Genomic DNA, 22,427 nt, shown 5'->3' on the forward strand with positions numbered 1-22,427 from the left:
GCGTGCCGGCGCCGGGTCCGGCCGGCGCGGGGACGGGCTCAGCCGGCCGTGCTCGCGTCGACGCGCCGGACCTCGGCCCGGTCGCCGGCCTCGGCGCTGACCTCGGCGCCGGTGTAGTCCTGCTCCCCGTAGAGCCAGTCGGTGTAGTCCCAGATGCCGTGCCGGTCCGCGGACTTCCACAGCATGTTGCGCACGGTCCGCTCGACCGGGCCGGTGAGGTGCCAGGACTCGCCCCACACCCGCGCCGTCGTCTGGATCCGCGCGGTGCGCGGCTGGCGGACGGCGTTGTACTCCCGGAACACGGCGTTCCACCGGGAGGCGTCGTGGTGCTCCGGGTCCGCGAACACGGACCTCGCGGCGATGGCCTCGAGGGCGGCGGCGTCCTCGAGTGCCTGGCAGGCGCCCTGGGCGAGGTACTGCAGCATCGGGTGCGCGGCGTCGCCGGCCAGGGCGATGTTGCCGTCCACCCAGTTCTCGATCGGCACGCGGTCGAACATGGGCCAGCGCTGCACGTGGCTGAGGTTGTCGAGTGCTGCCCGGACCTCCGGCACGCAGTCCCGGTAGGCCTCGCGCAGCTCGGCGTCGCCCTCGTAGACGAGCTGACCGGCGGCGAAGGACGGCGAGCGGTAGACGGCCACGGTGTTGAACAGCTCCCCCTGGCGCAGCGGGTACTGCACGAGGTGGCACTCGGGTCCCATCCACACGACCACGGCCTCCATGTCCCCGGCGTGGGTGATCTGCGAGATCGGCAGCGCGCCGCGGTAGGCCACGTACTCGGAGCCGACGGGCTGGTCGTCGGAGAGCTGCGCGCGGACCACGGACCTGATCCCGTCCGCGGCGACGATCGCGTCGGCCTCGAAGACCCGGCCGTCGTCGGCGGTCGCCCGGGCCACGGCGCGCCCGTCGACCTCCACGTTCTCGGTCTTCGCGACCCGGACGTTGTTGTGCAGGGTCACGCCGAGCTCGGCGCACTCCTCCATGAGCAGGCGGTGCAGGTCCGAGCGGTGGGCCACGATGTAGGGCGCGCCGTAGCGCTCGTAGTACTCGCCGGTGACGTCCTCCCGGAGCAGCTCCTCGCCCGTGAGGGCGTCGCGGAAGACGATGTACCGGGGGGCCACGCCGGTCTCGACGGCCCGGTCGAGCACCCCCCACTCGCGCAGCAGGCGGGTGGCGTTGGGGGACATCTGCAGGCCGGCGCCGACCTCCCCGAACTCGGGGGCCTGCTCCACGAGCTCGACCTCCGCGCCGAGCCGGCGCAGGGCGAGGGCGTTGCCGAAGCCGCCGATGCCGCCTCCGATGACGAGGACCTTGGTGTGCTGTGCCATGGTGGTGATTCCTTTCGAGCTGTGCTGGGCGATGTCAGGCAACCGGCTGGGTCCGTACGACCCGGGGCGCCTGGCGGGCCTTGGTGATGACGGGCAGGAGGGCGAACTGCAGGACCGTGGCGACGGCCGCCGCACCCGCGAAGAGGAGGAACACGGGGTGGACGCCGTCGGCGGGGTCGGCGTAGGCGCCGAGCACGAGCCCCGCCGTCTGCGGGGCGAGGACGGCGCCGATGCGCCCCACGCCCAGGGCCCAGCCGAGGGCGGTGCCGCGGAGGCTGTCCGGGTAGTACAGGGTGATGGCGCCGATGATCAGGGACTGCGTGCCGTGCGTACCGACACCGGCGAGCACGAGCATCAGGTAGATCAGCCAGACCGGCTCGTCGCCGACGACCATGATCACGAGCAGCCCGGCCGCGGCGGCGCCCGAGGCGACGGCGCCGGTGAGCACCGGACCGAACCGGTCCCCGGCCCAGGCCGTGAGCACGGAGCCCAGCACCGCGCCGAGATTGAGGACGAGCGCGAACGTCAGGGCCCCGCCGATCTGCGCGCCCTGCAGCCGCATGAGGTTCGGCAGCTCGGTGCCCAGCCCGTACCAGGCGAAGAGGGTCGCGAGGGTGGCGGCGGCGAACAGGATGCTCATGGTCAGGTGGGGCGGGCGGAGCAGGGACCCGAAGCCGGGCCCGTGCATCTGCGCGGCGGCCGCGGCGGCCCGCTGCTCCGGGCCGGGGTCGGCGGGGATCACCTTCAGGGCCACGGGCACGAGCACGACGAGGGCCAGGACGGGGAAGACGAACATCCACCGCCAGCCCTCCCAGCCGAGCCAGTCCGCCGGGATCACGGGGATGCCGGTCAGGGCGGCGAGCGAGCCGCCGATCGGCACGCCGGACATCATGAGCGTGGCCATGGCCGAGCGCCACCGGGGCGGGATGAAGTCCGCGGCGAGGGCGTTGGCCGAGGGCACGAGACCGCCCAGGCCGAGCCCCGCCACGAGGCGCAGCAGCGCGAAGACCCACTCGTCGGGGGCCACGGCGCACGCCACGGTCGCCAGGGAGAACACCACCGTGCACCAGACGACCGTCTTCTTCCGGCCCAGCCCGTCGGAGAGCCGCCCGGCGAAGACCGCCCCGATCATCATGCCGAGGAACGCCGAGGAGCCCACCGTGCCGGCGGTCGCCTGGGACATCCCCCACTCCTCCATGAGGGAGGGCTTGACCGTGCCGAAGACGATGAGGTCGTAGCCGTCGAAGACGATGAGCAGCCAGCAGACCAGCACGGCGATCCATCGGGCGCGCCGGCCCACCGGGGCGGGCGGGGCGGCGGCGGCAAGAGCCGTTGCGGACATCGGGACTCCGTTTCACAGGTGAGGGGCGCCACCGGCGTGCGGCGCGTCACACCAGGATGTGCCCGTGACCGGCACGCCCCGAAACTTATTCTGCTGGATGGAACAAACGGTGTGTCGTGGATCTCCATCGGGGTGCGGCGGGCGCCTAGACTGGGCCCGTGCAGAACCAGGACCTGGAGCGGAAGCCGGCCTACTCCCTGCAGTCCGTGGACAACGTCCTGCGCCTGCTCCAGATGCTGCGCGACTCCGGCGGGGTGCGGCTCAAGGACGTGGCGCAGGAGCTGGGCGTCGCCCCCTCCACCGCGCACCGCCTCCTGTCGATGCTCGTCTACCGCGGCTTCGCCGTCCAGGACGACTCCCGCCGCTACCTCGCGGGGCCGGGGCTCGGCGTCTCGGTCCCCGAGTCCGGCTCGCACAGCCGCCTGCGCGCTCTCGTGCAGCCCTACCTGGAGCTGCTCAGCGAACGGACCCACGAGACCACGAACCTCATGGTCAGGGTCGGCACCACGGTCCGCTTCCTCAGCTCCGTGGAGGGGGCGGGGCTGCTCAAGGTCGGCGACCGGCGCGGCGCCGTCCTCCCGGCGGCCGCCACCTCCGCGGGCAAGCTCCTCCTGTCCTACCTCTCCGAGGAGGACCTCGCGCGGCTGTTCCGCACGGGTTCGGCCCGGACCGTGGGGGAGTACCTGGACGAGGCCGCCTTCGGCTCCTTCGTCCGGTCCCTGGCGATGATCCGCTCTGTGGGACTGGCCTTCAACCGCGAGGAGGCCGAGCGCGGCGTCTCCGCCGTGGCCTGCGCCGTGCGCGATCCCGAGGGGCGCCCCCTGGCCGCCCTGTCGGTGTCCGTGCCCGTGCAGCGGGCCGGCGTGATCGAGGACCGGGCGGTGATCCGGGCGCTGCGGGAGGTGTGCCGGGAGATCGAGGGCGAGATCGCCGCGGAGATCGAGTCCGGCCGGCCCCGGTGAAGCGGCCGTGGAGCACCGGAGGAAGTTTCCATCCAGCAGAATTCATTGCCGGTCCCGCCGGTGCCTGCTCTAGCGTGGCCAGTAACTCACATCACAGCGCAGGGTGGTCCGCCCCGCGACCCGCGAGCACCGAGGAGCTCACCATGAGTCACGACAACCAGATGACGGTCCCGGCCCCCACGCCTCAGGAGCAGGCCCAGCTCGACGCCCTCTACCAGGACTTCGAGTCGGGCCACATGGTCCCGCTGTGGACGGAGATCGGCAACCTCATGCCGGAGGCCCCGGCCTCGGCGGCCGTCCCGTTCGTGTGGGAGTGGAAGAACCTGCTGCCGCTGGCCGAGCGGGCCGGGGACCTGGTGCCCGTGGGCCGCGGCGGGGAGCGCAGGGCCATCGCGCTGGCGAACCCCGGTCTGGGCGGGCGCCCGTACGCCACCCCCACCCTGTGGTGCGCCATCCAGTACCTCGGCGGCCACGAGGTGGCGCCCGAGCACCGGCACTCCCAGAACGCCTTCCGCTTCGTGGTCGAGGGCGAGGGCGTGTGGACCGTGGTCAACGGCGACCCGGTGCGGATGTCCCGCGGGGACTTCCTGCTCACCCCGGGCTGGAACTTCCACGGCCACCACAACGAGCTCGATGCGCCCATGGCGTGGATCGACGGCCTCGACATCCCGTTCGTGCACTACACCGACACCGCGTTCTTCGAGTTCGGCATCGACCGGGTGACCGACGAGTCCACCCCGGAGTTCTCCCGCGGCGAGCGGCTGTGGTGCCACCCGGGCCTGCGGCCCCTGTCGGGTCTGGGCAACACCGTGTCCTCCCCGATCGGGGCCTACCGGTGGGAGCACACCGACCGGGCGCTCACCGAGCAGCTGGCGATCGAGGACGAGGGCTACCCCGCCACCGTGGAGCAGGGCCACGCCGCCGTGCGCTTCGTGAACCCCACCACCGGCGGGGACGTCATGCCCACCATCCGGGCCGAGTTCCACCGCTTCCGCCCCGGCACCGAGACCCGCACGACGCGGGAGGTCGGCTCCAGCGTCTACCAGGTCTTCGAGGGCCGCGGCCGGTTCGTGCTCGACGGCGAGGTCCGGGTCGTGGAGAAGGGCGACCTGGTGGTCGTCCCGTCCTGGACGGCCTGGCAGATCCAGGCCGAGACCGGGTTCGACCTGTTCAAGTTCGGCGACCAGCCGATCGTCGAGAAGCTGAACTTCAACCGCACCTTCGTGGAGGGCGAGGAGAAGTAGCACCGCACCTCCGGCGCGCGGAGCGGACCGCCCCGCGCGCCGGACCACGTCCGTGGCGCCCCGCCGGGCGCCGCCGCACACCGACCCCCACATCCCGACCCAGGAGACACTGACCGATGAAGCTTGCAACCCTGCGCACCAACGGGACCACCACGGCCGCCCGCCTCGACGGCGAGGTGTTCACCGAGATCGAGGGCTGCCCCGACCTCGGCGCCCTGCTCGCGGAGGAGAACTGGCAGCAGATCGCCGCCGACGCCTCCGGGCCGACGCACCCGGCCGCCGGCGCCGAGCTCGAGACGATCGTCGCCGACCCCGGCAAGGTCCTGTGCGTGGGGCTCAACTACAAGAGCCACATCCAGGAGATGGGCCGCGACCTGCCGTCCTACCCCACGATCTTCGCCAAGTTCACCGAGACCCTCACCGGCCCGAACGACGACATCGAGGCCGTCGCCGAGGACCCCCAGCTGGACTGGGAGGGCGAGCTCGTCGTCGTCGTCGGCAAGCGCGCGTACAAGGTGGACGAGGCCGACGCCGGTCAGTACATCGCCGGGTACGCCGCCGCCAACGACATCTCCATGCGCGAGTGGCAGTTCCGCACCAAGGAGTGGCTGCAGGGCAAGATCTGGGCGAAGTCCACCCCGGTGGGCCCCGTCATGGTCACCGCCGACGAGTTCGACCCGAAGCAGGCCGTCCTGCACACCCGGGTCAACGGCGAGACCATGCAGGAGCACTCGATCGGGGACCTGCTGTTCACCCCGGAGCACCTCGTGGCCTACTTCTCCACGATGCTGCCGCTGAACCCCGGGGACATCATCCTCACCGGCACCCCCGGCGGGGTGGGCCGGGCCCGCAACCCGCAGGTCTTCCTGAAGTCCGGCGACGTGGTGGAGGTCGAGATCGACGGTCTGGGCGTGCTCACCAACAAGATCGTCGACCCCGCCTGAGCGCGGGCACGAGAGGAGTCAGCCATGGTCGCCCGTCAGGACCTCACCACCGACGAGGACCTCAAGGCCCAGCTGCTGCTGGTGCGCCGCGGCACGGCGTTCTGGTCCCGCAAGGTCAACGAGCTCACGGACGACGAGCTCGACGGACCCTCACTGCTGCCCGGCTGGTCCCGCCGGCACGTCATCGCCCACGTCGGCTACAACGCCCGCGCCCTGACCCGGCTCGTGCAGTGGGCCAACACCGGGGTGGAGACCCCGATGTACTCCTCCCCTCAGGCCCGCAACCAGGAGATCGCCTACGGGGCGACCCTGCCGGCCCGGGCGCTGCGCCACCTCAACGACCACGCCTCGGTGTCCCTGAACGTCGAGTGGCGGGACACCCCGGAGGCGGCGTGGAGCCACGAGGTGCGGACCGCCCAGGGCAGGACCGTGCCGGCCACGGAGACCGTCTGGATGCGCAACCGCGAGGTCTGGATCCACGCGGTCGACCTCGACAACGGGGCCCGCTTCTCGGACGTCCCGGCCGAGGTCCTGACCCGGCTGCTGAAGGACGTGACCGGCAACTGGGCGGGACAGGACAAGGACCCCGGGCTGCGGATCCAGGTCTGTGACGCCCCTGAGCTCGGTGAGCTCGGGGCCGGCGCCGGCCAGGACGCGGGGATCCTGGTGCGCGGGGACCTGGCCGCGGTCGCGCAGTGGGCCTCCGGGCGCGGCGGGGCCCGCCTCGAGGTCGGCGCCGACGTGGCGAACCCGCGCTGGATCTGACCCGCGCCGGCCGGCGCAGGGCCCCGGGGAGCACCCCGGGGCCCTGCGCCGCTGCCGTCCGTGAGAGAATTCCCCGGTGATGGACACCCGTACCGAGAACCACCCCGCCCGGCTCGACCTGCCGCCGCTGCACCTGGGCGCGCTCACGATCGACGTCCCTGTGGTGCTGGCGCCGATGGCCGGGGTCACCAACAAGGCGTTCCGCCGGCTGTGCCGCGAGTACGGCGGCGGCCTGTACGTCACCGAGATGGTCACGGCCCGCGCCCTCGTGGAACGCCGGCCCGAGTCGATGCGGATCATCGACCACGACCCGGACGAGACGCCCCGCTCCATCCAGATCTACGGCGTGGACGCCGTCCACGTCGGGCAGGCCGTGCGGATGGTCGTCGAGGAGGACCGGGCCGACCACATCGACCTGAACTTCGGCTGCCCCGTCCCCAAGGTCACCAAGCGCGGCGGCGGCTCCGCCCTGCCCTGGAAGACCGACCTGTTCACCGCGATCGTGCGCACCGCCGTCCAGGAGGCCTCCCGCGGGAACGTCCCCGTGACGGTCAAGATGCGCAAGGGCATCGACGACGGCCACCTCACCTTCCTCGAAGCCGGCCGGATCGCCCGCGACAGCGGCGTCGCGGCCGTGGCCCTGCACGGGCGCACCCTCGAGCAGCACTACTCGGGGACCGCGGACTGGGACGCCATCGCGCAGCTGCGCGAGGCCCTGCCGGACGTGCCCGTGCTCGGCAACGGGGACATCTGGAGCGCCGAGGACGCCGTGCGCATGGTCGAGCAGACCGGCGTGGACGGCGTGGTCGTCGGCCGCGGCTGCCAGGGCCGGCCCTGGCTCTTCGGGGACCTGCAGGCCGCCTTCGAAGGCCGCCCCGACCGCTTCCGCCCCGGGGTGGACCAGGTCGCCCGCACGATCTACCGCCACGCCGAGCTGCTCGTGGAGATGTTCGGCGACGAGGCCAAGGGGCTGCGCGACATCCGCAAGCACGTCGCCTGGTACTTCAAGGGCTACCCGGTGGGCGGTGAGCTGCGCGCCAGGATGGCCCAGGTGCCGGATCTCGCGACCCTGCGCGAGCTGCTGGACGAGCTCGACCTGTCCCTCGGCTACCCGGGCGAGGCGGTCGAGGGCCCGCGCGGCCGCGCCGGCTCCCCGAAGAAGCCGCACCTGCCGGACGGCTGGCTGGGCTCCCGCGAGCTGGGGGACGCCGAGCGGCTGGGGCTGGTCGCGGCGGAGCTCGACGTCTCCGGCGGCTGAGCCGTCCCCACCACACGGAAAGGACCGGGCATGCCCCACACGTCCATCGAGATCGACCGCACCGGCGCGCCCGCCCCGGGCTACGAGGCCCGCGACGTCGCGCGCTGGGTGGCGGAGGACCACCACAACAAGTACCGCTCCGACTTCGAGCGGGACCGCGCCCGGATCCTGCACTCCTCGGGGCTGCGGCGGCTGGCGGCCAAGACCCAGGTCGTCTCCCCGGACACCGACGACTTCGTGCGCAACCGCCTGACCCACTCCCTCGAGGTCGCCCAGATCGGCCGGGAGCTGGGCCGGATGCTCGGCTGCGACCCCGACGTCGTCGACGCCGCCTGCCTCTCCCACGACCTCGGGCACCCGCCGTTCGGGCACAACGGGGAGGCGGCCCTGCACCGGCTGACCCAGCACATCGGCGGCTTCGAGGGCAACGCGCAGACCCTGCGCCTGCTGACCCGGCTCGAGCCCAAGGTGCTCGACGACGACGGGCGGCCCGCGGGCCTGAACCTCACCCGCGCCGTGCTGGACGCCGTGTGCAAGTACCCCTGGGAGGCCCACGAGGCGCCGCTGCGCCCGGACGGGACCAGGTCCCCGAAGTTCGGGGTCTACACGGACGACCTGCCGGTGTTCGCGTGGTTGCGCGACGGCGCCCCGGCGCGCACCAAGTGCCTCGAGGCCCAGGTCATGGATCTCTCGGACGACATCTCCTACTCCGTGCACGACGTCGAGGACGCGATCGCCTCCGGGCTCGTGCAGCTGGGCTGGCTCGCCGACACCACCCAGCGGGACCGGGTGCTCGAGCTCACCCGGCGCTGGTACCTGCCCGAGGCCGCGCCGGAGTCCCTCGACGCCGCCCTGACCCGCCTCGAGGACTCGTCCCTGTGGGTCCGGGAGATGGACGGGTCCCGCAAGGACCTCGCCCGGCTGAAGAACATGACGAGCCAGCTCATCGGCCGCTTCGCGATGTCCGCGGTCGGCGCCACCCGGGACATCTACGGCGAGGACCCGCTGACCCGCTACGACGCCCAGCTCGTGGTGCCGGAGGGGACCACGGAGGAGATCGGCGTGCTCAAGGGCATCGCCACGACCTACGTCATCACGGTGCGCGACGCCCAGCCGATCTACGACAACCAGCAGGAGGTGCTCTCGATCCTGGTGGGGGCGCTGATGGACTCCGACGGCCGTTTCCTCTCGCCCGCCTTCACCGCCGACTGGCACGACCTCGGCGACGGGCCGGGCACGGAGGCCGCCCGCCTGCGCCTCGTGGTGGACCAGATCGCGTCCCTCACCGACCTGTCCGCCGTGTCCCTGCACGACCGGATCCGCGGCACCCACTGGCGGGTGGGGGACAAGCCGCTCTGGTGAGCCGTCCCACCGGAGCGGCGGCCGATCCCGTTCAATGACTGTGCGCTGGGTCGCACGCGGCGCCGCTCCCTAGACTCGGCGCGTTTGTGCTCCTCCTCACAAAGGTCTGATCGTCATGGAAAACTCCACCGGACCCGCCCCGCAGGCCGCGTCCCCCTCCTCCCCGGGCGCCCGGCCCGTCCTCCGCTCCCGGGCGTGGGTGGCGCCGCTGTGCTGGATCGCGGTGCTGCTGGACGGCTTCGACGCCGTGGTCCTGGGCGCGGTGCTGCCGTCCATGCTCGAGAACAACGAGCTCGGGATGACCACCGCGCAGGGCACCGCCGTGGCCACCGTCGGCCTCGTGGGCATGATGATCGGCGCGCTGACCATGGGCTACCTCACCGACCGGCTCGGCCGCCGCAAGATGCTCATCGGCGCCGTGGTCATGTTCTCCCTGCTGACCTTCGCCGCGGCGTTCTCCCCGAGCGTGTTCGTCTTCGGCCTCCTGCGCTTCCTCGCCGGCCTGGGCCTCGGCGGCTGCCTGCCCACCGCCATCGCGATGGTCACCGAGTTCGCCCGCCTCGGCCGGGGCTCCAACGCCACGACCCTGGTGATGACCGGCTACCACGTGGGCGCGGTGCTCACCGCGGCGCTCGCCATCGTCGTCGTCGTCCAGTTCGGCTGGCAGGAGATGTTCGTCCTGGGCTCCCTGCCGGCGCTCGTCCTCGTGCCTCTCATGCTCGTGTTCCTCCCCGAGTCCCCCTCGTTCCTCGCGTCCAAGGGGCGGATGGCCGAGGCCCGCGCCGTGGCCGAGCACTACGGCGTGCACCTCGAGCACCACACCGCCGAGGAGCAGGCCGAGAAGGTCGGCGCCACCATGCTGCTCTCCACCGGCTGGCGCCGGAACTCGATCGCCATCTGGGTCGCCTCCTTCATGGGCCTGCTGCTCGTCTACGGGCTCAACACCTGGCTGCCGCAGATCATGCGGGCGGCCGACTACGACCTCGGCAACTCCCTCGGCTTCCTGCTGATCCTCAACGTGGGCGCCATCGCGGGGCTGGCGGTCGCCGGCCGGGTGGCCGACCGGATCACCCCGCGCGCAGCCGGCATCATCTGGTTCCTCGGCTCGGCCGCGCTGCTCGCGGCCCTGGCGATCAAGCTGCCGCTGCTCGGGATCTACGCCATGGTCTTCGTCACCGGCTGCTTCGTGTTCTCCTCCCAGGTGCTCGTCTACGCGTTCACCGCCGCCAATCACCCGCCGCGCGTGCGCGCCACGGCGCTGGGCATGTCCGCCGGGGTCGGCCGGCTCGGGGCGATCTCGGGCCCGATCATCGGGGGCACCCTGCTGACGGCGGGCCTGGCCTACCCGTGGGGCTTCTTCGCCTTCGCCGCGGTGGGCGCCCTGGGCGGCCTCGCCCTGACCGGTACCCGGACCCGGCAGGACCTGCGGGAACGCTCCCGCTGAGCCGCTGACGGCTCCCGCTCCACGGGCCGCCCCGGGCCGCACGGCGATCCACCGCGCGGCCCGGGGCGGCCCTCCGCCGTCCGGCCGCGCGCCTAGACTGGCGGTGTGGCAGGACTGATCAGACGCGAGGACATCGACGAGGTGCGGGCGCGCACCGACATCAAGGAGATCGTCGACGGCTACGTCACCCTCAAGAGCGCCGGCATCGGCTCCTGGAAGGGGCTCTGCCCGTTCCACGACGAGCGCACCCCGTCCTTCCACGTGCGGCCGCAGATGGGCACCTACCACTGCTTCGGCTGCGACGAGTCCGGGGACGTCATCTCCTTCCTCATGACGATGGACCACACCACCTTCTCCGAGACCGTGGAGAAGCTCGCGGCCCGGGTGGGCTACGAGCTGCACTACGAGCAGGGCTCCGGGCCGAACAAGGAGGAGGTCGGCCGCCGCCAGCGCCTGCTGGACGCGCACAAGGTCGCCGCGGAGTTCTTCCAGCGCAACCTCTACACCCGCCAGGCCGCCCCCGCCCAGCAGTTCCTGGGCGAGCGGGGCTTCGACGGCGAGGCGGCCCGGCGCTACGGCGTGGGCTACGCGCCCCGCGGCTGGGACCACCTCCTCAAGCACCTGCGGGAGCGCGGCTTCACGGACCAGGAGCTCAAGCTCACCGGGATGTTCTCCGAGGGCAACCGCGGGCTCTACGACCGGTTCCGCGGCCGGCTCGTCTGGCCCATCCGCGCGGTCGCCGGCGAGGTCATCGGCTTCGGCGCCCGCAAGCTCCACGACGACGACCAGGGCCCGAAGTACCTCAACACCCCCGAGACCGCCCTGTACAAGAAGTCCCAGGTGCTCTACGGCATCGACCTCGCGAAGCGGGAGATCGCCAGGCAGCGGCGCCTCGTCGTCGTCGAGGGCTACACCGACGTCATGGCCTGCCACCTCGCGGGCGTGACCACGGCGGTGGCCACGTGCGGCACCGCCTTCGGGGCCGAGCACATCAAGATCGTCCGGCGGTTCCTCTCCGACGACGGCGGCGGGGGAGAGGTCGTCTTCACCTTCGACGGCGACGCCGCCGGGCAGAAGGCCGCCCTGCGCGCGTTCGAGGAGGACCAGAAGTTCGTGGCGCAGACCTACGTGGCGGTCGAGCCCCACGGCATGGACCCCTGCGACCTCCGGCTCGCCCGCGGGGACGCCGCCGTGGCCGAGCTCGTGGAGAACCGCCGCCCCCTGTTCGAGTTCGCGATCCGCGCGACGCTGAAGAACTTCGACCTGGACACCATCGAGGGCCGCATCCGGGCGATGCGCGCCTGTGCGCCCATCGTGGCGCGGATCCGCGACCGCTCCCTGCGCCCCGCCTACGCGCGGCAGCTCGCGGGCTGGCTCGGGCTCGAGCCGGCGGAGGTCCAGCGGGCCGTCGACGCCGCGGGCCGCGCCCAGCGGGAGGAGGCCCCCGCGCCGCACCGGCCGGCGGAGCCGGAGGCGTCCGGGCCGGCCCCGGTCGAGCTGCCCGACCCGCGCGAGCCCGTGGCCCGGATGGAGCGCGAGGCCCTCGAGACCGTCATCCAGTGCCCGGACCTGATGCTCGCGCGGCACTGGGAGGAGTTCGGGCTCAGCGACTTCCGCTACCCCGTGCACGGGGCCGTGCACGACGCCGTGCTCGCCGCGCGCGCCGAGCTGCTCGGCGACGGCTCCGCCGTGCCGAGCGGGCAGGCCTGGGTGGACGGGGTGCGCGGACACCTGCCCGAGCCGCTGCACGGCTACCTCGCCGAGCTCGCCGTGACCCCGCTGCCGGCCACCACGCAGCAGCAGCTGGAGCGCTACACCGCGGACATCCTCAACCGCCTCTTCGAGCTGCAGATCAACCGGCGGAAGTCGGACCGGCTGGCGGAGCTCCAGCGCACGGATCCCACCGGGCAGCGCGAGCGCTACCAGGAGCTCCAGCGGGAGCTGCTGGAGCTGGAGATGCAGCGGCGCGGCCTCCGCCAGGACTGACGCCACCGGGCGGAACCGGATTTGTCGAAGCCCGGCGGGAACGGTAAAGTGATGGCTCGTTGCACGTCCGCGTGCACGGTCCCCCGTAGCTCAATTGGCAGAGCATTCGACTGTTAATCGAAGGGTTACTGGTTCGAGTCCAGTCGGGGGAGCAGCACAGGAGGCCCTCACCGGTGGAAACGCCGGTGGGGGCCTCCGTCGTCCCCGACGACGGCTGCATCCTGGGGACACCGGGACCTGGTCTCAGGACCCGGTCCGTCGTTGCTCACTCGTGTGTGAGTGGTTCACAGTGCCTGCACGACGACGAGGACGCAGTCGTGGATGGTCGACGACCGCCTGTGGGAACTGATCGCCCCGGTGCTTCAGGAGCAGGGCGAAGGAATCGGTCCTCCAGGGCGGTGGCCGCCTCCTTGGGGGCGAGTGAGGATCATCAGGGAGTCCTCTGGTGTCGGGCGGCCGCGCGCGGGTCAGGAGACCATGTGTGCTGACAGCCCGTCTCAGCCGCGCCCCTCGCGCCTTTCGCGCTCGGCCCGGCGCCGAGCCATCAGGGCGTGCTTCATGTGGCGTATCGCCTCTGCTTGCGCATCGTCGGTGAACGCTTCGGCGAGCTCGGTACTGGCCCCGACCAGGGTGATGATGTTGAACAGGTCGGCAGTGCGCTCCGCCAGCAGGCCCAGGGCCTCCAGGGAGAAGCTGCTCAGATCTGCGCAGTCCAGCAACGCCTCCTGCGGCGGCAGGTCGCGGCCGGTGAACGGCGCCAGCAGCGCGGTGACCTGCTCGGGCTCCAGCAGCCTACCCGGCATGGTGATCGTGACCGGGAGGAGGGAGTCGGGGCCCGGCTTCAGATGGGTGAGAGCCATCTTGATCATCTCGCCGAGCACCTCGATGAGCTGGTCGGCCGTCAGGGAGCTGGACAGCGGGTCGCCGACGATCTTGCCGCGAGAGGACTCCAGCTTCGGGAACCCGGAGGGCCGGTGGTCATGGACGCTCGGGGTCTGGGTGCCGGTGGGCCACACACGGAAGCGGGCGAGGTCGCCCCGGTAGGTGAAGACGAAGGGGCGACCGGACAGCACGCCGGTGGCCGTGAGCGGGATGTCACTGAAGCGGTGCAGCGCCCCGTCCTCGTCACGGCGGAACTGCAGTCCCGGATGGCGGGATTCCAGGGCGGCGGCGACCTCTGCGTCCGCGTCGTGCTCGACAGGGGGCTCGTGCTCCACGGGGGTCTCCTCGGGGTCTGACCCGGATACGGTAGCCCCGGGTCATGATCCATTTGTACGGACTGGCCCTGTGGTGATGCTGAGACAGCCCTATGGTTTCTCCAGCGCATTCGCCGCCGGTATCACTCCCGGCCGGTCGGTGACCGCCTAGTAGTGCTACCCACTGCCTCCAGTGCGCGTACTCGGCGGCGAGCTCGCGGGCTGCGGCCCGGACCTGCTCGTCCGTGGCGTTCAGGGGCACCTCGACGGTGTCGCACCCACGACGCGGCCAACCTCATGGCCGTGACGCCCCGGCGCGTCGCGCGTCAGCCGGTGACGCTGATCCGCACCCCGTCGGAGGGCGCGGGCACGTCGAAGACGGCCGTGTAGTTGAGGACGGCGGTCCAGACCGCCACCCGCACATCGCTCTCCGACATGTCGGGCGGGTGGTGGGACACGGTCACGGCCCACTCCTGGCCGTCGAACAGCATCTCGACGGAGGTGACGGTGACGCCGCGGGCGGCGAGCGCGCCGACGACGCCGGCCCGGACGAGGGACTCGGCGGGATGGGCCCGGGGGATGGCGGTCATGGTGGTCGTCCTTCCGGCGGGAGCTCGGATCAAGCTCCCTTCCATTGACCCGCATCCAGTGGCAAAAGTAATGCCCGCTCTTTGCCCGACAGGGCGGAAGCGGCGGGGAGCGGACTGCCCGCCCCGGCCCGAGGCGCGCGCAGGTCTTATGGAATCCTTATGTTTCTCCTAGCGGGCACGGAAGTCCGGGGCGCATCATGAGTCCAGGGCGGTCCCGGACGAGCCGAGATCCTGGACGCACCGGACCGCATCCTCGGCGGGCTTCCGGACGAGGCTCGGCATCTCAGGGGGCACCATGCGCTGGTCGGCCAGCAGGGCAGCCGGACCCGCCCCGTCCCGGGAGCGGGGCGCCGCGGGGAAGCCGTCGAGGCGTCTGACCGGCGTCGACGCGGCCCGCGGTCTGGCGCTCATCGGTCTCATGTCCGTCCACGTCCTGCCGTCCTCCGACGACGAGACCGGCGAGCCGACCTGGTCGCAGATCCTCTTCTCCGGGGACTCGGCGGCGCTGTTCGCGCTGCTGGCGGGCGTGGGACTCGCCCTGTCCACCGGTGGACCCCGCCCGCACGGAGGCCGGGAGCTGGGCGCCGACCGTGTGGCGCTCGTGGTGCGGGCGGTGCTGATCGCGGTGCTGGGACTGGCCATCGGATCCCTGCTGGCCGACGACCTGCCGGCGGACAACATCCTCATCTACTACGGCGTGTTCTTCCTCCTGGCCGTTCCCTTCCTGCGCGCGGGCCCGAAGCCGCTGTTCGGCTCGGCGGCGGTCTTCCTGCTCGTGGCTCCGGTGCTCATGCAGTCGCTGCGCGACGCACTGCCCGAGCCCGTCGCCGACAACCCCGCGTTCGGGGAGCTGCTGACGGAGCCGGGGGCGACGGCGGCCCAGCTGCTGCTGACCGGCACCTATCCGGCGCTCGCCTACCTGACCTACCTGCTGACCGGCATGGGGCTCGGCCGGCTCGATCTGCGGAGGAGGGCGACCCAGCTGCGCCTCCTGGCGGTCGGCGTGGGTCTGTCGGTCTGCGCGCAGGCGGCCTCGTACGTCCTGCTCCACGGCCTCGGCGGCTACGAACGGCTGCTGGCCTCCTCGTCGGGGGACGCTAGGCAACTGGACGAGATCCTGGTCTGGGGCGAGGACTGGCTGCCCACCGACACCTGGTGGTCGCTCGCCGTCGACGCGCCGCACACCAACACCCCCCTGGCCATCGCGGTCAGCCTCGGCACGGGCATGGCCGTCCTGGGCGCCTTCCTGCTGATCTCCCGCGTGGTCGGCGCCTGGCTGCTGCCCCTGTCGGCGATGGGCTCGATGACCCTGACCCTGTACACCGCGCACCTGGTCGTCCTGTCGTTCGAGGTCCACGAGGACCGGCCCCATCTGTGGCTCGCCGTCCAGCTCGTGTCGGCGGTCCTGTTCGCCGTGACGTGGCAGCGGACCATGGGGCAGGGGCCGCTGGAGCGGGCGCTCGGCGCCGTGACGAAGAGTGCGCGGCGACGGTTCCTGGGATCCTCCGGGGCGGGGCGCCACTAGGCCCGGGCGGGGGTCCTGGATGCTACCGACGGGGCGCGCTCGTGACAGAGCCGATTTGTGAACGTAATGATTTGTCTTTGTCAAGATTTGCTATTGAACCCCTAGTCAGGCCGGACTTAGGGTCACCTCATCTTTTCCAACGAGGGGGACAAAGTGAAAAATCTGCGCAGCAGGCTGGCCGCCGCCACACTGGCGGGATTGCTCGTGACGGGTGGGTCCATGACGCCGGCGCTCGCCGGCGGGTGGGGCGACAGGGACACCACGGACGGCAAGGTCGTCGTGCACATCGAGACCTACAAGAAGAACGGGGCCAAGAAGAGCGTCGAGACCAAGGACCTGTCCTATGACAAGGCCGCCAAGCGGGCCGCCAACAAGTGCGGTCTGAAGAGCGAGCGGGCGCTCAAGGACCTGCGGCGCCAGGCGTGGTCCGTCGACAAGCACGACGCGAAGTGGAAGGTCCTCGTCTGCTCCGACGAGAAGGGCAAGAAGGGCAAGAAGGAGTACGTCAAGGTGCACTTCGTCGACAACAAGGAGAAGAAGGACGACAAGAAGCGGCACTAGTCACCCGCACACGGAAGGTGCCCGTCCGGCGATCGGACGGGCACCTTCCGTGTGCGCCGCTCCGGCGGACGACCGGCCCGTGCGCGCCCGCCGGCGGCGTCCCCGATGGTAGCTTGGTGCTCAGTCCACGTACTTTTCTCATCATCAACGGAGGCGGGCATGAGTCATTCGGTAGGCCCCAGCACGGGCGGAGCGTCGGGAGCGGGGTCGGAGCACTCCGATCCCGGATCGGCGTCGATCCTCGATGTCGTCAAGGTCTTCGCCAGGCTGCTGCCCAAGCAGCTCAAGGACGAGGCGCAGCTCGCCAAGCTCGAGCTCACGGAGAAGGCGAAGACGCTGGGCAAGGGCGCGGCCTTCGTCGTCGTCGGCCTCGTGTTCCTGCTGCTCGCCACGATCGCCCTGGTCGGCGCGGCGATCGCGGGTCTGTCGCAGATCATGCCGGCCTGGCTGGCCGCCCTGCTGCTCGCCGTGCTGTTCCTGATCATCCTGGCCGTCGCGGCGCTCATCGGGGTGTCCACCATCAAGAAGGCCCTTCCGCTCGTGCCGCGCAAGGCGCTCTTCGGGGTCAAGTACGACCTCGGCGTGGTCAAGGAGGGCTCCGCCTACACCGAGAGCCGTGTCCAGCGCGAGGAGCAGCTGGCCCGCGAGCGCAAGGAGCAGGAGAAGCGGGAGGCCGCGCAGGACCCGGCCCAGCAGAAGCCCCCGGCGCCCACCGAGGAGCAGCTGCGGCACCGGCTCAAGCTGCGCCGCGAGCACCTCAAGACGCTGCGCGACGACGTGCAGGGCCGTGCGGAGACCATCCAGTCCACCACCAAGGGCTTCGTGGACCGCACCAGCCGCACCGTGAAGACCACCCCGAAGGACGTGAAGGGCCTCCTCGCCCAGGGCGGCGCGAAGTCCCGCTCGACCTCCGGCTCGTCCGCCGGGTCCGGCCTCGGCGAGCGGTGGCAGCCGCTCACGGTGCTGGCCGTGGCGGGGAGCGCGTTCGTCGTCTTCCTCCGCAAGCTGTTCCGGTGACGTCGCCGTCCATGGGTTCCCCGTGGACGAGCGCACCGGTCGAGGGCCCGGAAGCCACAGGCTTCCGGGCCTTCCCCGTGTGTTCACCGGGTGTCCACGCGCCCCGGGCCGGACGGGCGGGCCGGCTCGATAGACTCCCGGGCGTGACGACAGATCGGTGGATGCCATGAGCCAGTGGTTGGCGGTCGCCCTGGCGCTGCTCTCGGCCGTGTGCCTGGCCGTCGGGACGCAGCAGCAGGGCAGTGCCGTGGCGGACGTCGCGAAGGGACGGCTGCGCCTGCGCAGCATCGCGGTCCTGCTGCGCCGTCCCCGCTGGCTGCTGGGTCTCACCCTGCTGGGCCTCGGCACCGGCCTCAACGTCACCGCCCTGGGACTCGCCACCGTGACGGTGGTCCAGCCGATCGGCGTGGTGGCCCTGGTGATCACCACATTGCTGCACGCACGGCACCGCCGGCTGCGGATCAACCGGCGCACCTGGACGGCGATCGGACTGTGCACCGCGGGCGGGGCGGTCTTCGTGACGTGCGCCGTGGCGGCGACCGACCCCGCCCGGGGCATCTCGCGGTGGGCCGAGCACACCGTGGTGGTCATGCTCGTGGTGCTGATCTGCGTCCTGGGGGTCTCCGCGGCGATGTTCGGCCGCAGCCTGGGCGGGACGTTCTACGTGGTGGGCGCCGGCATCCTCTACGGATTCGTGGCGGTGCTCGTGCGGCTGACCCTGATCCGCATCCAGGGCAGCGCCGGGACGCCCCTGGACGACGTCAACTGGCTGGCCGCGGGCACCGCCGTCGTCGCCGCCGTGCTGGGCGGGTGGTTCGTGCAGACGGCCTTCGCGTCGGGTCCGCCGGACCTCGTGATCGCGGGGCTGACCGTGATCGACCCCATGGTGGGCGTCCTCCTGGGGCTGCTGGTGCTGGGCGAGGCGGTGCCGGGCTTCTCCGTCCCGGTCGGGATGCTCATGGCCGCGGCAGGCGGCGTTGCTATAGTCGGGGTCGCCGTGCTCTCACAGCACCACCCGGAGGTGCTCGAGCGCCGGGCCGAACGCGCACGGCAGGACCGGGCGCAGCCCCCCTCGGGCTCCGCCGCACGGCGCCCCGCAGCATCCGACCGCCCCACGGCATCCGACCGCCCCGCACACGACCGACCGGGAAGACACGCTTGAGCGCCCACACCGCCTCCGCCGCACGCCCCCTGACTGTCCTCCTGGGCGCCGAGACCTACCCCCCGGACGTCAACGGGGCCGCGCAGTTCGGGCACCGTCTGGCCCGGGGCCTGCACGAGCAGGGCCACCGGGTGCACGTCCTGTGCGCACGGCCGGACCCCGGGCCGTCGTACCGGGCCGAGGACGACGGCGTGGTCGAGCACCGGCTCCGCTCCCACCGGGCCTTCACCCACCCGTACTTCCGCCTGTGCTTCCCGTGGCAGGTGGCCGGGGAGATCCGCCGCGTGCTGGACGAGGTGCGACCCGACGTCGTGCACGTCCAGTGCCACTACATCCTCGGCCGGATGCTGGTGCGGGAGGCCCGGCGGCGGGGCATCCGCACCGTGGCCACCAACCACTTCGTCCCCGAGAACCTTGAGCCGTTCCTGCCGTTCCCGGCATGGGTGCTGAACCGCTACCGCGCGGTGTCGTGGCGGGACATGGTGCGGGTGTTCGGCGCCTGCGACGTGGTGACCGCACCGACCCCGCTCGCGGTGGAGGCCATGCGCCGCAACGGCTTCCCCGACACCGTGCTCGCCGTGTCCAACGGGATCCGGATCGCCGACTACGAGGCCCACGACGGCGAGCGGCGGCAGCCGGCCGCGCACCCGACCGTCCTGTTCACCGGCCGGCTCGCGGTGGAGAAGAACGTGGACGTGCTCATCGAGGCGATCTCCGTGCTGCCCGCCGAGCTCGACGCCCACCTGGAGATCGTGGGCGACGGCGAGCAGCGGCCCGCGCTCGAGAAGCTGGCGCGGGCCCTGGGAGTCGCCCACCGGGTCCGCTTCCTGGGCTACGTCCCGGACGAGGGCCTGCGCGCGGCCTATCTGCGGGCCGACGTGTTCTGCCAGCCGGGCACGGCCGAGCTCCAGTCGCTGGTCACCCTGGAGGCGATGGCGGCGTCCCGGCCCGTGGTCCTGGCCGACGCACGGGCCCTGCCGCACCTGGCCGAGGACGGCGTCAACGGCTGGCTCTTCGCCCCCGGCGACGCCCAGGACCTGGCGCGCAAGCTCGCCCTCGTCCTGGGCGCCCCGCGCGAGGAGCGCGCCCGGATGGGCCGGGAGAGCCGCCGCAAGGTCGCGCAGCACAGCTTCCCGCGGACCCTGGAGACGTTCCTGCGGCTCTACCGCGGCGAGCACCCGGAGTCCGTGCGCACTCCTGCTCCGAGAGCGCGCGAGCACCAGGAGCCGGCGCGCGCCCCCGCCGCGGGCCCGCGACGGATCCGGACCAGGCTGGCCTCGCTCGTGCGGTAACGTGGTGCTGCGCCGCCGGGCCCGTCCCGGCGCGGGGCCGTAGCTCAGCTGGTCAGAGCAGAGGACTCATAATCCTTCGGTCGTGGGTTCAAGCCCCACCGGCCCTACCCGACACCCCTTCCACCGCGCGTCCCCCGGTGGGAGGGGTGCTTCCGTCCGCACGTCCCGTCCACCGGGTGCGCGTCCCCTGCGGATGTGGTGCACTGGTGGTCCGATCCGCGCACCACCCACCGAGAGGACGCCGAGATGAGCCGACGCACGCCGTGGAGCCTCCTGTCCGTCGCCGCCCTGGCGCTCGCCGCACTGACCGGCTGCGACACTTCCACCGAGGACGTAGAGGAGGGCGCTGACCAGGTCCAGCAGGAGGTCGAGGAGGGTGCCGACCAGGTCCAGCAGGAGGTCGAGGAGGGTGCCGACCAGGTCCAGCAGGAGGTCGAGGAGGGCGCCGGCCAGGTCGAGGAGGGCGCCGACCAGGTCCAGCAGGAGGTCGAGGAGGGCGTCGACGACGCTCAGGACGACGAGGGCTGAGCGGCCGCGCGCAGCCGCTCGGGCACGGGGAGCAGCACCGACGGCTCGAGCGCGCCGACGAACTGCAGCGGGTTGACGTAGTCGCCGTCCCGGCGCACGCCCCAGTGCAGACAGGTCCCCGGGCCGCAGTGGTCCCGGCCGCGCAGCACGCCCACGACCTGGCCGCGGTGCACCCGGTCCCCGGGGACCAGGGACGACTCGACGGGCTCGAAGCTCGAGCGCAGACCCCCGCCGTGGTCGAGCGTGAGCACCGGGCGGTCCACCACGAACCCCACGAAGGCCACCGTTCCCGCGGCCGGGGCGCGCACGGCGGCGCCCGGGCCCGCGTCCAGGTCCACGCCCCGGTGGCCCCGCGCCCACCGCTGGGCGGGCGGAACCCACTCGCCCACCACGGCCGGCCGCGGCGACAGGGGCCACGCCCACCCCTGGGCCGCCGAACCGGGGGAGGGAAGCAGCACCCCCAGCACGAGCACGATCGCGAGCCCCACCACGCCGGCCGGCCCGGTCCGGGCAGGGGTCCGGTGCAGGAGACGGAGGAGCGGGGAGGGTCCGGTGGGCATGTCCCGACTGTCCGCCACCGGGGCCGGGCGGAGGGCCACCCGGCAGCGTGCTGTGGACGGTCCCGGGGCCCCTCCGGCAGCCCCCGGCCGGGTGCAGGGCGGACGAGGCCCTTGTAGTACACTCGATCCCGCAGTGTGCTCTGAGGCGCCCCTCGTGGCGCGCCCTCGCGCCCACCCGGACCCGGCCCCGACGCCGGAGCCGACGGCGCGGTGGCGAGCAGCTGACTTCGCGCGCAGCGCCGCCGGGACCTCCCGTCCCGGTCCGGCCGCCCCGGTCCGCGTTCCCCGTCCCGGCGGGGTGCGGCACGGCGGCCGGGAGACGGACCCGCAGGGTCCGTCCACCGCTGCACCAGGGGCTCGTCCGCCGGACGCAGCCGAGAACCGAACCCGCGGGCCGGGCGTCGTCGCACGCCCTCCCGCACGAGAGACCAGGAGACGACATGTCCGTCGTTACCATGCGCCAGCTCCTCGACAGCGGCGTGCACTTCGGCCACCAGACCCGCCGGTGGAACCCGAAGATGAAGCGCTTCATCTTCACCGAGCGCAACGGCATCTACATCATCGACCTCCAGCAGTCGCTGTCCTTCATCGACCGCGCCTACGAGGCCGTCAAGACCACCGTGGCCCACGGCGGCACCATCCTCTTCGTCGGCACCAAGAAGCAGGCCCAGGAGGCCATCGCCGAGCAGGCCACCCGCGTGGGCATGCCCTACGTGAACCACCGCTGGCTCGGCGGCATGCTCACGAACTTCGCCACGGTCTCCAAGCGCATCGAGCGCATGAAGGAGCTCGAGGAGATCGACTTCGACGACGTCGCGGGCTCGCAGTACACGAAGAAGGAGCTCCTGCTCCTGCGCCGCGAGAAGGAGAAGCTGGAGCGCACCCTCGGCGGCATCCGCAACCTGACCAAGGCCCCCTCCCTGATCTGGATCGTGGACACCAAGAAGGAGCACCTCGCGGTGGACGAGGCCCAGAAGCTGGGCATCCCGGTCGTCGCGATCCTCGACACCAACTGTGACCCCGACGAGGTCGCCTTCCCGATCCCGGGCAACGACGACGCCATCCGCTCCGTCAACCTCCTGACCCGCGTGATCGCCGACGCCGTGGCCGAGGGGCTCATGGAGCGCCACAACAAGAAGTCCGGCGGTGCCGACCAGGCCGCCGAGCCGATGGCCGAGTGGGAGCGCGAGCTGCTCGAGCAGCACGCCGCCGAGCAGACCGCCGCGACCGAGGCCCCGGCCGAGACCGCTGCCCCGGCCGAGGCCGAGACCGCCGCCGCGACCGAGGCCCCGGCCGAGACCGAGGCTCCCGCCGAGGCCCCGGCCGAGACCGAGACCGCCGCCGAGTAGTCTCCGTCCACCGTC

Annotated in this window: 21 protein-coding genes and 2 tRNA genes; 17 read left to right on the forward strand and 6 right to left on the reverse strand. The window is 72.2% G+C overall.

Features of this window, described 5'->3' with window-relative positions; genetic code table 11:
• Nucleotides 1-38 precede the first annotated feature (38 nt).
• Complete coding sequence (locus CK505_RS13185) at nt 39-1,325, reverse strand: FAD-dependent monooxygenase (RefSeq protein WP_095651357.1); 1,287 nt, start codon at nt 1,323-1,325, stop codon at nt 39-41.
• Between the two features lie 34 nt (nt 1,326-1,359).
• Complete coding sequence (locus tag CK505_RS13190; RefSeq protein WP_241975692.1) at nt 1,360-2,667, reverse strand: aromatic acid/H+ symport family MFS transporter; 1,308 nt, start codon at nt 2,665-2,667, stop codon at nt 1,360-1,362.
• A gap of 158 nt (nt 2,668-2,825) precedes the next feature.
• On the opposite strand from CK505_RS13190, the gene CK505_RS13195 reads away from it, so the two are divergent.
• From CK505_RS13195 to CK505_RS13235, 9 genes are all read left to right on the forward strand, one after another.
• A complete protein-coding gene (locus CK505_RS13195) occupies nt 2,826-3,629 on the forward strand; it encodes an IclR family transcriptional regulator (protein WP_031283171.1) in 804 nt (267 codons plus the stop codon).
• A gap of 143 nt (nt 3,630-3,772) precedes the next feature.
• Nucleotides 3,773-4,873, forward strand: a complete 1,101-nt coding sequence (locus tag CK505_RS13200; RefSeq protein WP_095651358.1) for a cupin domain-containing protein — start codon at nt 3,773-3,775, stop codon at nt 4,871-4,873.
• A 116-nt stretch (nt 4,874-4,989) separates the two neighbouring features.
• Nucleotides 4,990-5,817, forward strand: coding sequence for a fumarylacetoacetate hydrolase family protein (locus CK505_RS13205; RefSeq protein ID WP_095651359.1), 828 nt, complete (start codon nt 4,990-4,992; stop codon nt 5,815-5,817).
• A 24-nt stretch (nt 5,818-5,841) separates the two neighbouring features.
• Nucleotides 5,842-6,582: a maleylpyruvate isomerase family mycothiol-dependent enzyme gene (locus CK505_RS13210; RefSeq protein ID WP_095651360.1), complete on the forward strand. Its 741-nt coding sequence runs from the start codon at nt 5,842-5,844 to the stop codon at nt 6,580-6,582.
• 79 nt (nt 6,583-6,661) lie between these two features.
• A complete protein-coding gene (gene dusB / locus CK505_RS13215) occupies nt 6,662-7,840 on the forward strand; it encodes a tRNA dihydrouridine synthase DusB (RefSeq protein ID WP_017834110.1) in 1,179 nt (392 codons plus the stop codon).
• A 30-nt stretch (nt 7,841-7,870) separates the two neighbouring features.
• Nucleotides 7,871-9,202, forward strand: a complete 1,332-nt coding sequence (locus CK505_RS13220) for a deoxyguanosinetriphosphate triphosphohydrolase (protein ID WP_017834111.1) — start codon at nt 7,871-7,873, stop codon at nt 9,200-9,202.
• Between the two features lie 115 nt (nt 9,203-9,317).
• Nucleotides 9,318-10,646, forward strand: a complete 1,329-nt coding sequence (locus tag CK505_RS13225; protein WP_197723074.1) for an aromatic acid/H+ symport family MFS transporter — start codon at nt 9,318-9,320, stop codon at nt 10,644-10,646.
• 105 nt (nt 10,647-10,751) lie between these two features.
• Nucleotides 10,752-12,632: a DNA primase gene (dnaG, locus tag CK505_RS13230; protein WP_095651361.1), complete on the forward strand. Its 1,881-nt coding sequence runs from the start codon at nt 10,752-10,754 to the stop codon at nt 12,630-12,632.
• 79 nt (nt 12,633-12,711) lie between these two features.
• A tRNA-Asn gene (locus CK505_RS13235) sits at nt 12,712-12,784 on the forward strand.
• Between the two features lie 345 nt (nt 12,785-13,129).
• On the opposite strand, the gene CK505_RS13240 is transcribed toward CK505_RS13235, so the two are convergent.
• From CK505_RS13240 to CK505_RS18910, 3 genes are all read right to left on the reverse strand, one after another.
• Nucleotides 13,130-13,849 (reverse strand): hypothetical protein, encoded by a 720-nt coding sequence (locus tag CK505_RS13240; protein ID WP_095651362.1) that lies wholly within the window; start codon nt 13,847-13,849, stop codon nt 13,130-13,132.
• Between the two features lie 305 nt (nt 13,850-14,154).
• Nucleotides 14,155-14,418, reverse strand: a complete 264-nt coding sequence (locus CK505_RS13245; RefSeq protein WP_035926354.1) for a hypothetical protein — start codon at nt 14,416-14,418, stop codon at nt 14,155-14,157.
• Between the two features lie 195 nt (nt 14,419-14,613).
• On the reverse strand, nt 14,614-14,829 hold the full coding sequence (locus CK505_RS18910; RefSeq protein WP_241975693.1) for a hypothetical protein: 216 nt from the start codon (nt 14,827-14,829) through the stop codon (nt 14,614-14,616).
• A gap of 7 nt (nt 14,830-14,836) precedes the next feature.
• On the opposite strand from CK505_RS18910, the gene CK505_RS13250 reads away from it, so the two are divergent.
• The 7 genes from CK505_RS13250 (at nt 14,837) to CK505_RS13280 (ending at nt 20,503) form a co-directional block, all read left to right on the forward strand.
• The gene (locus tag CK505_RS13250; protein WP_255250955.1) at nt 14,837-15,943 is read left to right on the forward strand and encodes a heparan-alpha-glucosaminide N-acetyltransferase domain-containing protein; all 1,107 of its coding nucleotides are present in this window, start codon (nt 14,837-14,839) and stop codon (nt 15,941-15,943) included.
• A gap of 153 nt (nt 15,944-16,096) precedes the next feature.
• Complete coding sequence (locus CK505_RS13255) at nt 16,097-16,504, forward strand: hypothetical protein (RefSeq protein ID WP_141246824.1); 408 nt, start codon at nt 16,097-16,099, stop codon at nt 16,502-16,504.
• A gap of 159 nt (nt 16,505-16,663) precedes the next feature.
• Nucleotides 16,664-17,521 (forward strand): phage holin family protein, encoded by an 858-nt coding sequence (locus tag CK505_RS13260; RefSeq protein ID WP_017834120.1) that lies wholly within the window; start codon nt 16,664-16,666, stop codon nt 17,519-17,521.
• Between the two features lie 166 nt (nt 17,522-17,687).
• Nucleotides 17,688-18,683 carry a DMT family transporter gene (locus CK505_RS13265; RefSeq protein WP_035926345.1) on the forward strand — a complete coding sequence of 332 codons (996 nt, stop codon included), beginning with the start codon at nt 17,688-17,690 and terminating at the stop codon, nt 18,681-18,683.
• Complete coding sequence (locus CK505_RS13270) at nt 18,680-19,975, forward strand: glycosyltransferase (protein ID WP_095651364.1); 1,296 nt, start codon at nt 18,680-18,682, stop codon at nt 19,973-19,975. Before CK505_RS13265 ends, CK505_RS13270 begins: the two co-directional genes overlap by 4 nt.
• Nucleotides 19,976-20,008: 33 nt before the next feature.
• Nucleotides 20,009-20,082 (forward strand) — tRNA-Ile (locus tag CK505_RS13275).
• A 139-nt stretch (nt 20,083-20,221) separates the two neighbouring features.
• The gene (locus CK505_RS13280; RefSeq protein ID WP_095651365.1) at nt 20,222-20,503 is read left to right on the forward strand and encodes a hypothetical protein; all 282 of its coding nucleotides are present in this window, start codon (nt 20,222-20,224) and stop codon (nt 20,501-20,503) included.
• Here the strand turns inward: CK505_RS13280 and CK505_RS13285 are convergent.
• A complete protein-coding gene (locus CK505_RS13285) occupies nt 20,485-21,063 on the reverse strand; it encodes a M23 family metallopeptidase (protein WP_081994350.1) in 579 nt (192 codons plus the stop codon). The two genes, CK505_RS13280 and CK505_RS13285, sit on opposite strands and share 19 nt — an antisense overlap.
• A 440-nt stretch (nt 21,064-21,503) precedes the next feature.
• Between CK505_RS13285 and rpsB the strand changes: the two genes are divergently transcribed.
• Nucleotides 21,504-22,412, forward strand: a complete 909-nt coding sequence (gene rpsB / locus CK505_RS13290) for a 30S ribosomal protein S2 (protein WP_017834129.1) — start codon at nt 21,504-21,506, stop codon at nt 22,410-22,412.
• Nucleotides 22,413-22,427 lie beyond the last annotated feature (15 nt).

The sequence above is a fragment of the Kocuria sp. WN036 genome (assembly GCF_002287015.1).
GTDB classification, from domain to species: Bacteria; Actinomycetota; Actinomycetes; order Actinomycetales; family Micrococcaceae; genus Kocuria; species Kocuria rosea.

Coding starts and splice junctions, on each gene's coding strand:
- CK505_RS13185 (WP_095651357.1), bottom strand. CDS start 1,325: ATGGCACAGCACACCAAGGTCCTCGTCATCGGAGGCGGCATCGGCGGC.
- CK505_RS13190 (WP_241975692.1), bottom strand. CDS start 2,667: ATGTCCGCAACGGCTCTTGCCGCCGCCGCCCCGCCCGCCCCGGTGGGC.
- CK505_RS13200 (WP_095651358.1), top strand. CDS start 3,773: ATGAGTCACGACAACCAGATGACGGTCCCGGCCCCCACGCCTCAGGAG.
- CK505_RS13205 (WP_095651359.1), top strand. CDS start 4,990: ATGAAGCTTGCAACCCTGCGCACCAACGGGACCACCACGGCCGCCCGC.
- CK505_RS13210 (WP_095651360.1), top strand. CDS start 5,842: ATGGTCGCCCGTCAGGACCTCACCACCGACGAGGACCTCAAGGCCCAG.
- dusB (WP_017834110.1), top strand. CDS start 6,662: ATGGACACCCGTACCGAGAACCACCCCGCCCGGCTCGACCTGCCGCCG.
- CK505_RS13220 (WP_017834111.1), top strand. CDS start 7,871: ATGCCCCACACGTCCATCGAGATCGACCGCACCGGCGCGCCCGCCCCG.
- CK505_RS13225 (WP_197723074.1), top strand. CDS start 9,318: ATGGAAAACTCCACCGGACCCGCCCCGCAGGCCGCGTCCCCCTCCTCC.
- CK505_RS13245 (WP_035926354.1), bottom strand. CDS start 14,418: ATGACCGCCATCCCCCGGGCCCATCCCGCCGAGTCCCTCGTCCGGGCC.
- CK505_RS18910 (WP_241975693.1), bottom strand. CDS start 14,829: ATGAGCGCCAGACCGCGGGCCGCGTCGACGCCGGTCAGACGCCTCGAC.
- CK505_RS13250 (WP_255250955.1), top strand. CDS start 14,837: ATGTCCGTCCACGTCCTGCCGTCCTCCGACGACGAGACCGGCGAGCCG.
- CK505_RS13260 (WP_017834120.1), top strand. CDS start 16,664: ATGAGTCATTCGGTAGGCCCCAGCACGGGCGGAGCGTCGGGAGCGGGG.
- CK505_RS13265 (WP_035926345.1), top strand. CDS start 17,688: ATGAGCCAGTGGTTGGCGGTCGCCCTGGCGCTGCTCTCGGCCGTGTGC.
- CK505_RS13280 (WP_095651365.1), top strand. CDS start 20,222: ATGAGCCGACGCACGCCGTGGAGCCTCCTGTCCGTCGCCGCCCTGGCG.
- CK505_RS13285 (WP_081994350.1), bottom strand. CDS start 21,063: ATGCCCACCGGACCCTCCCCGCTCCTCCGTCTCCTGCACCGGACCCCT.
- rpsB (WP_017834129.1), top strand. CDS start 21,504: ATGTCCGTCGTTACCATGCGCCAGCTCCTCGACAGCGGCGTGCACTTC.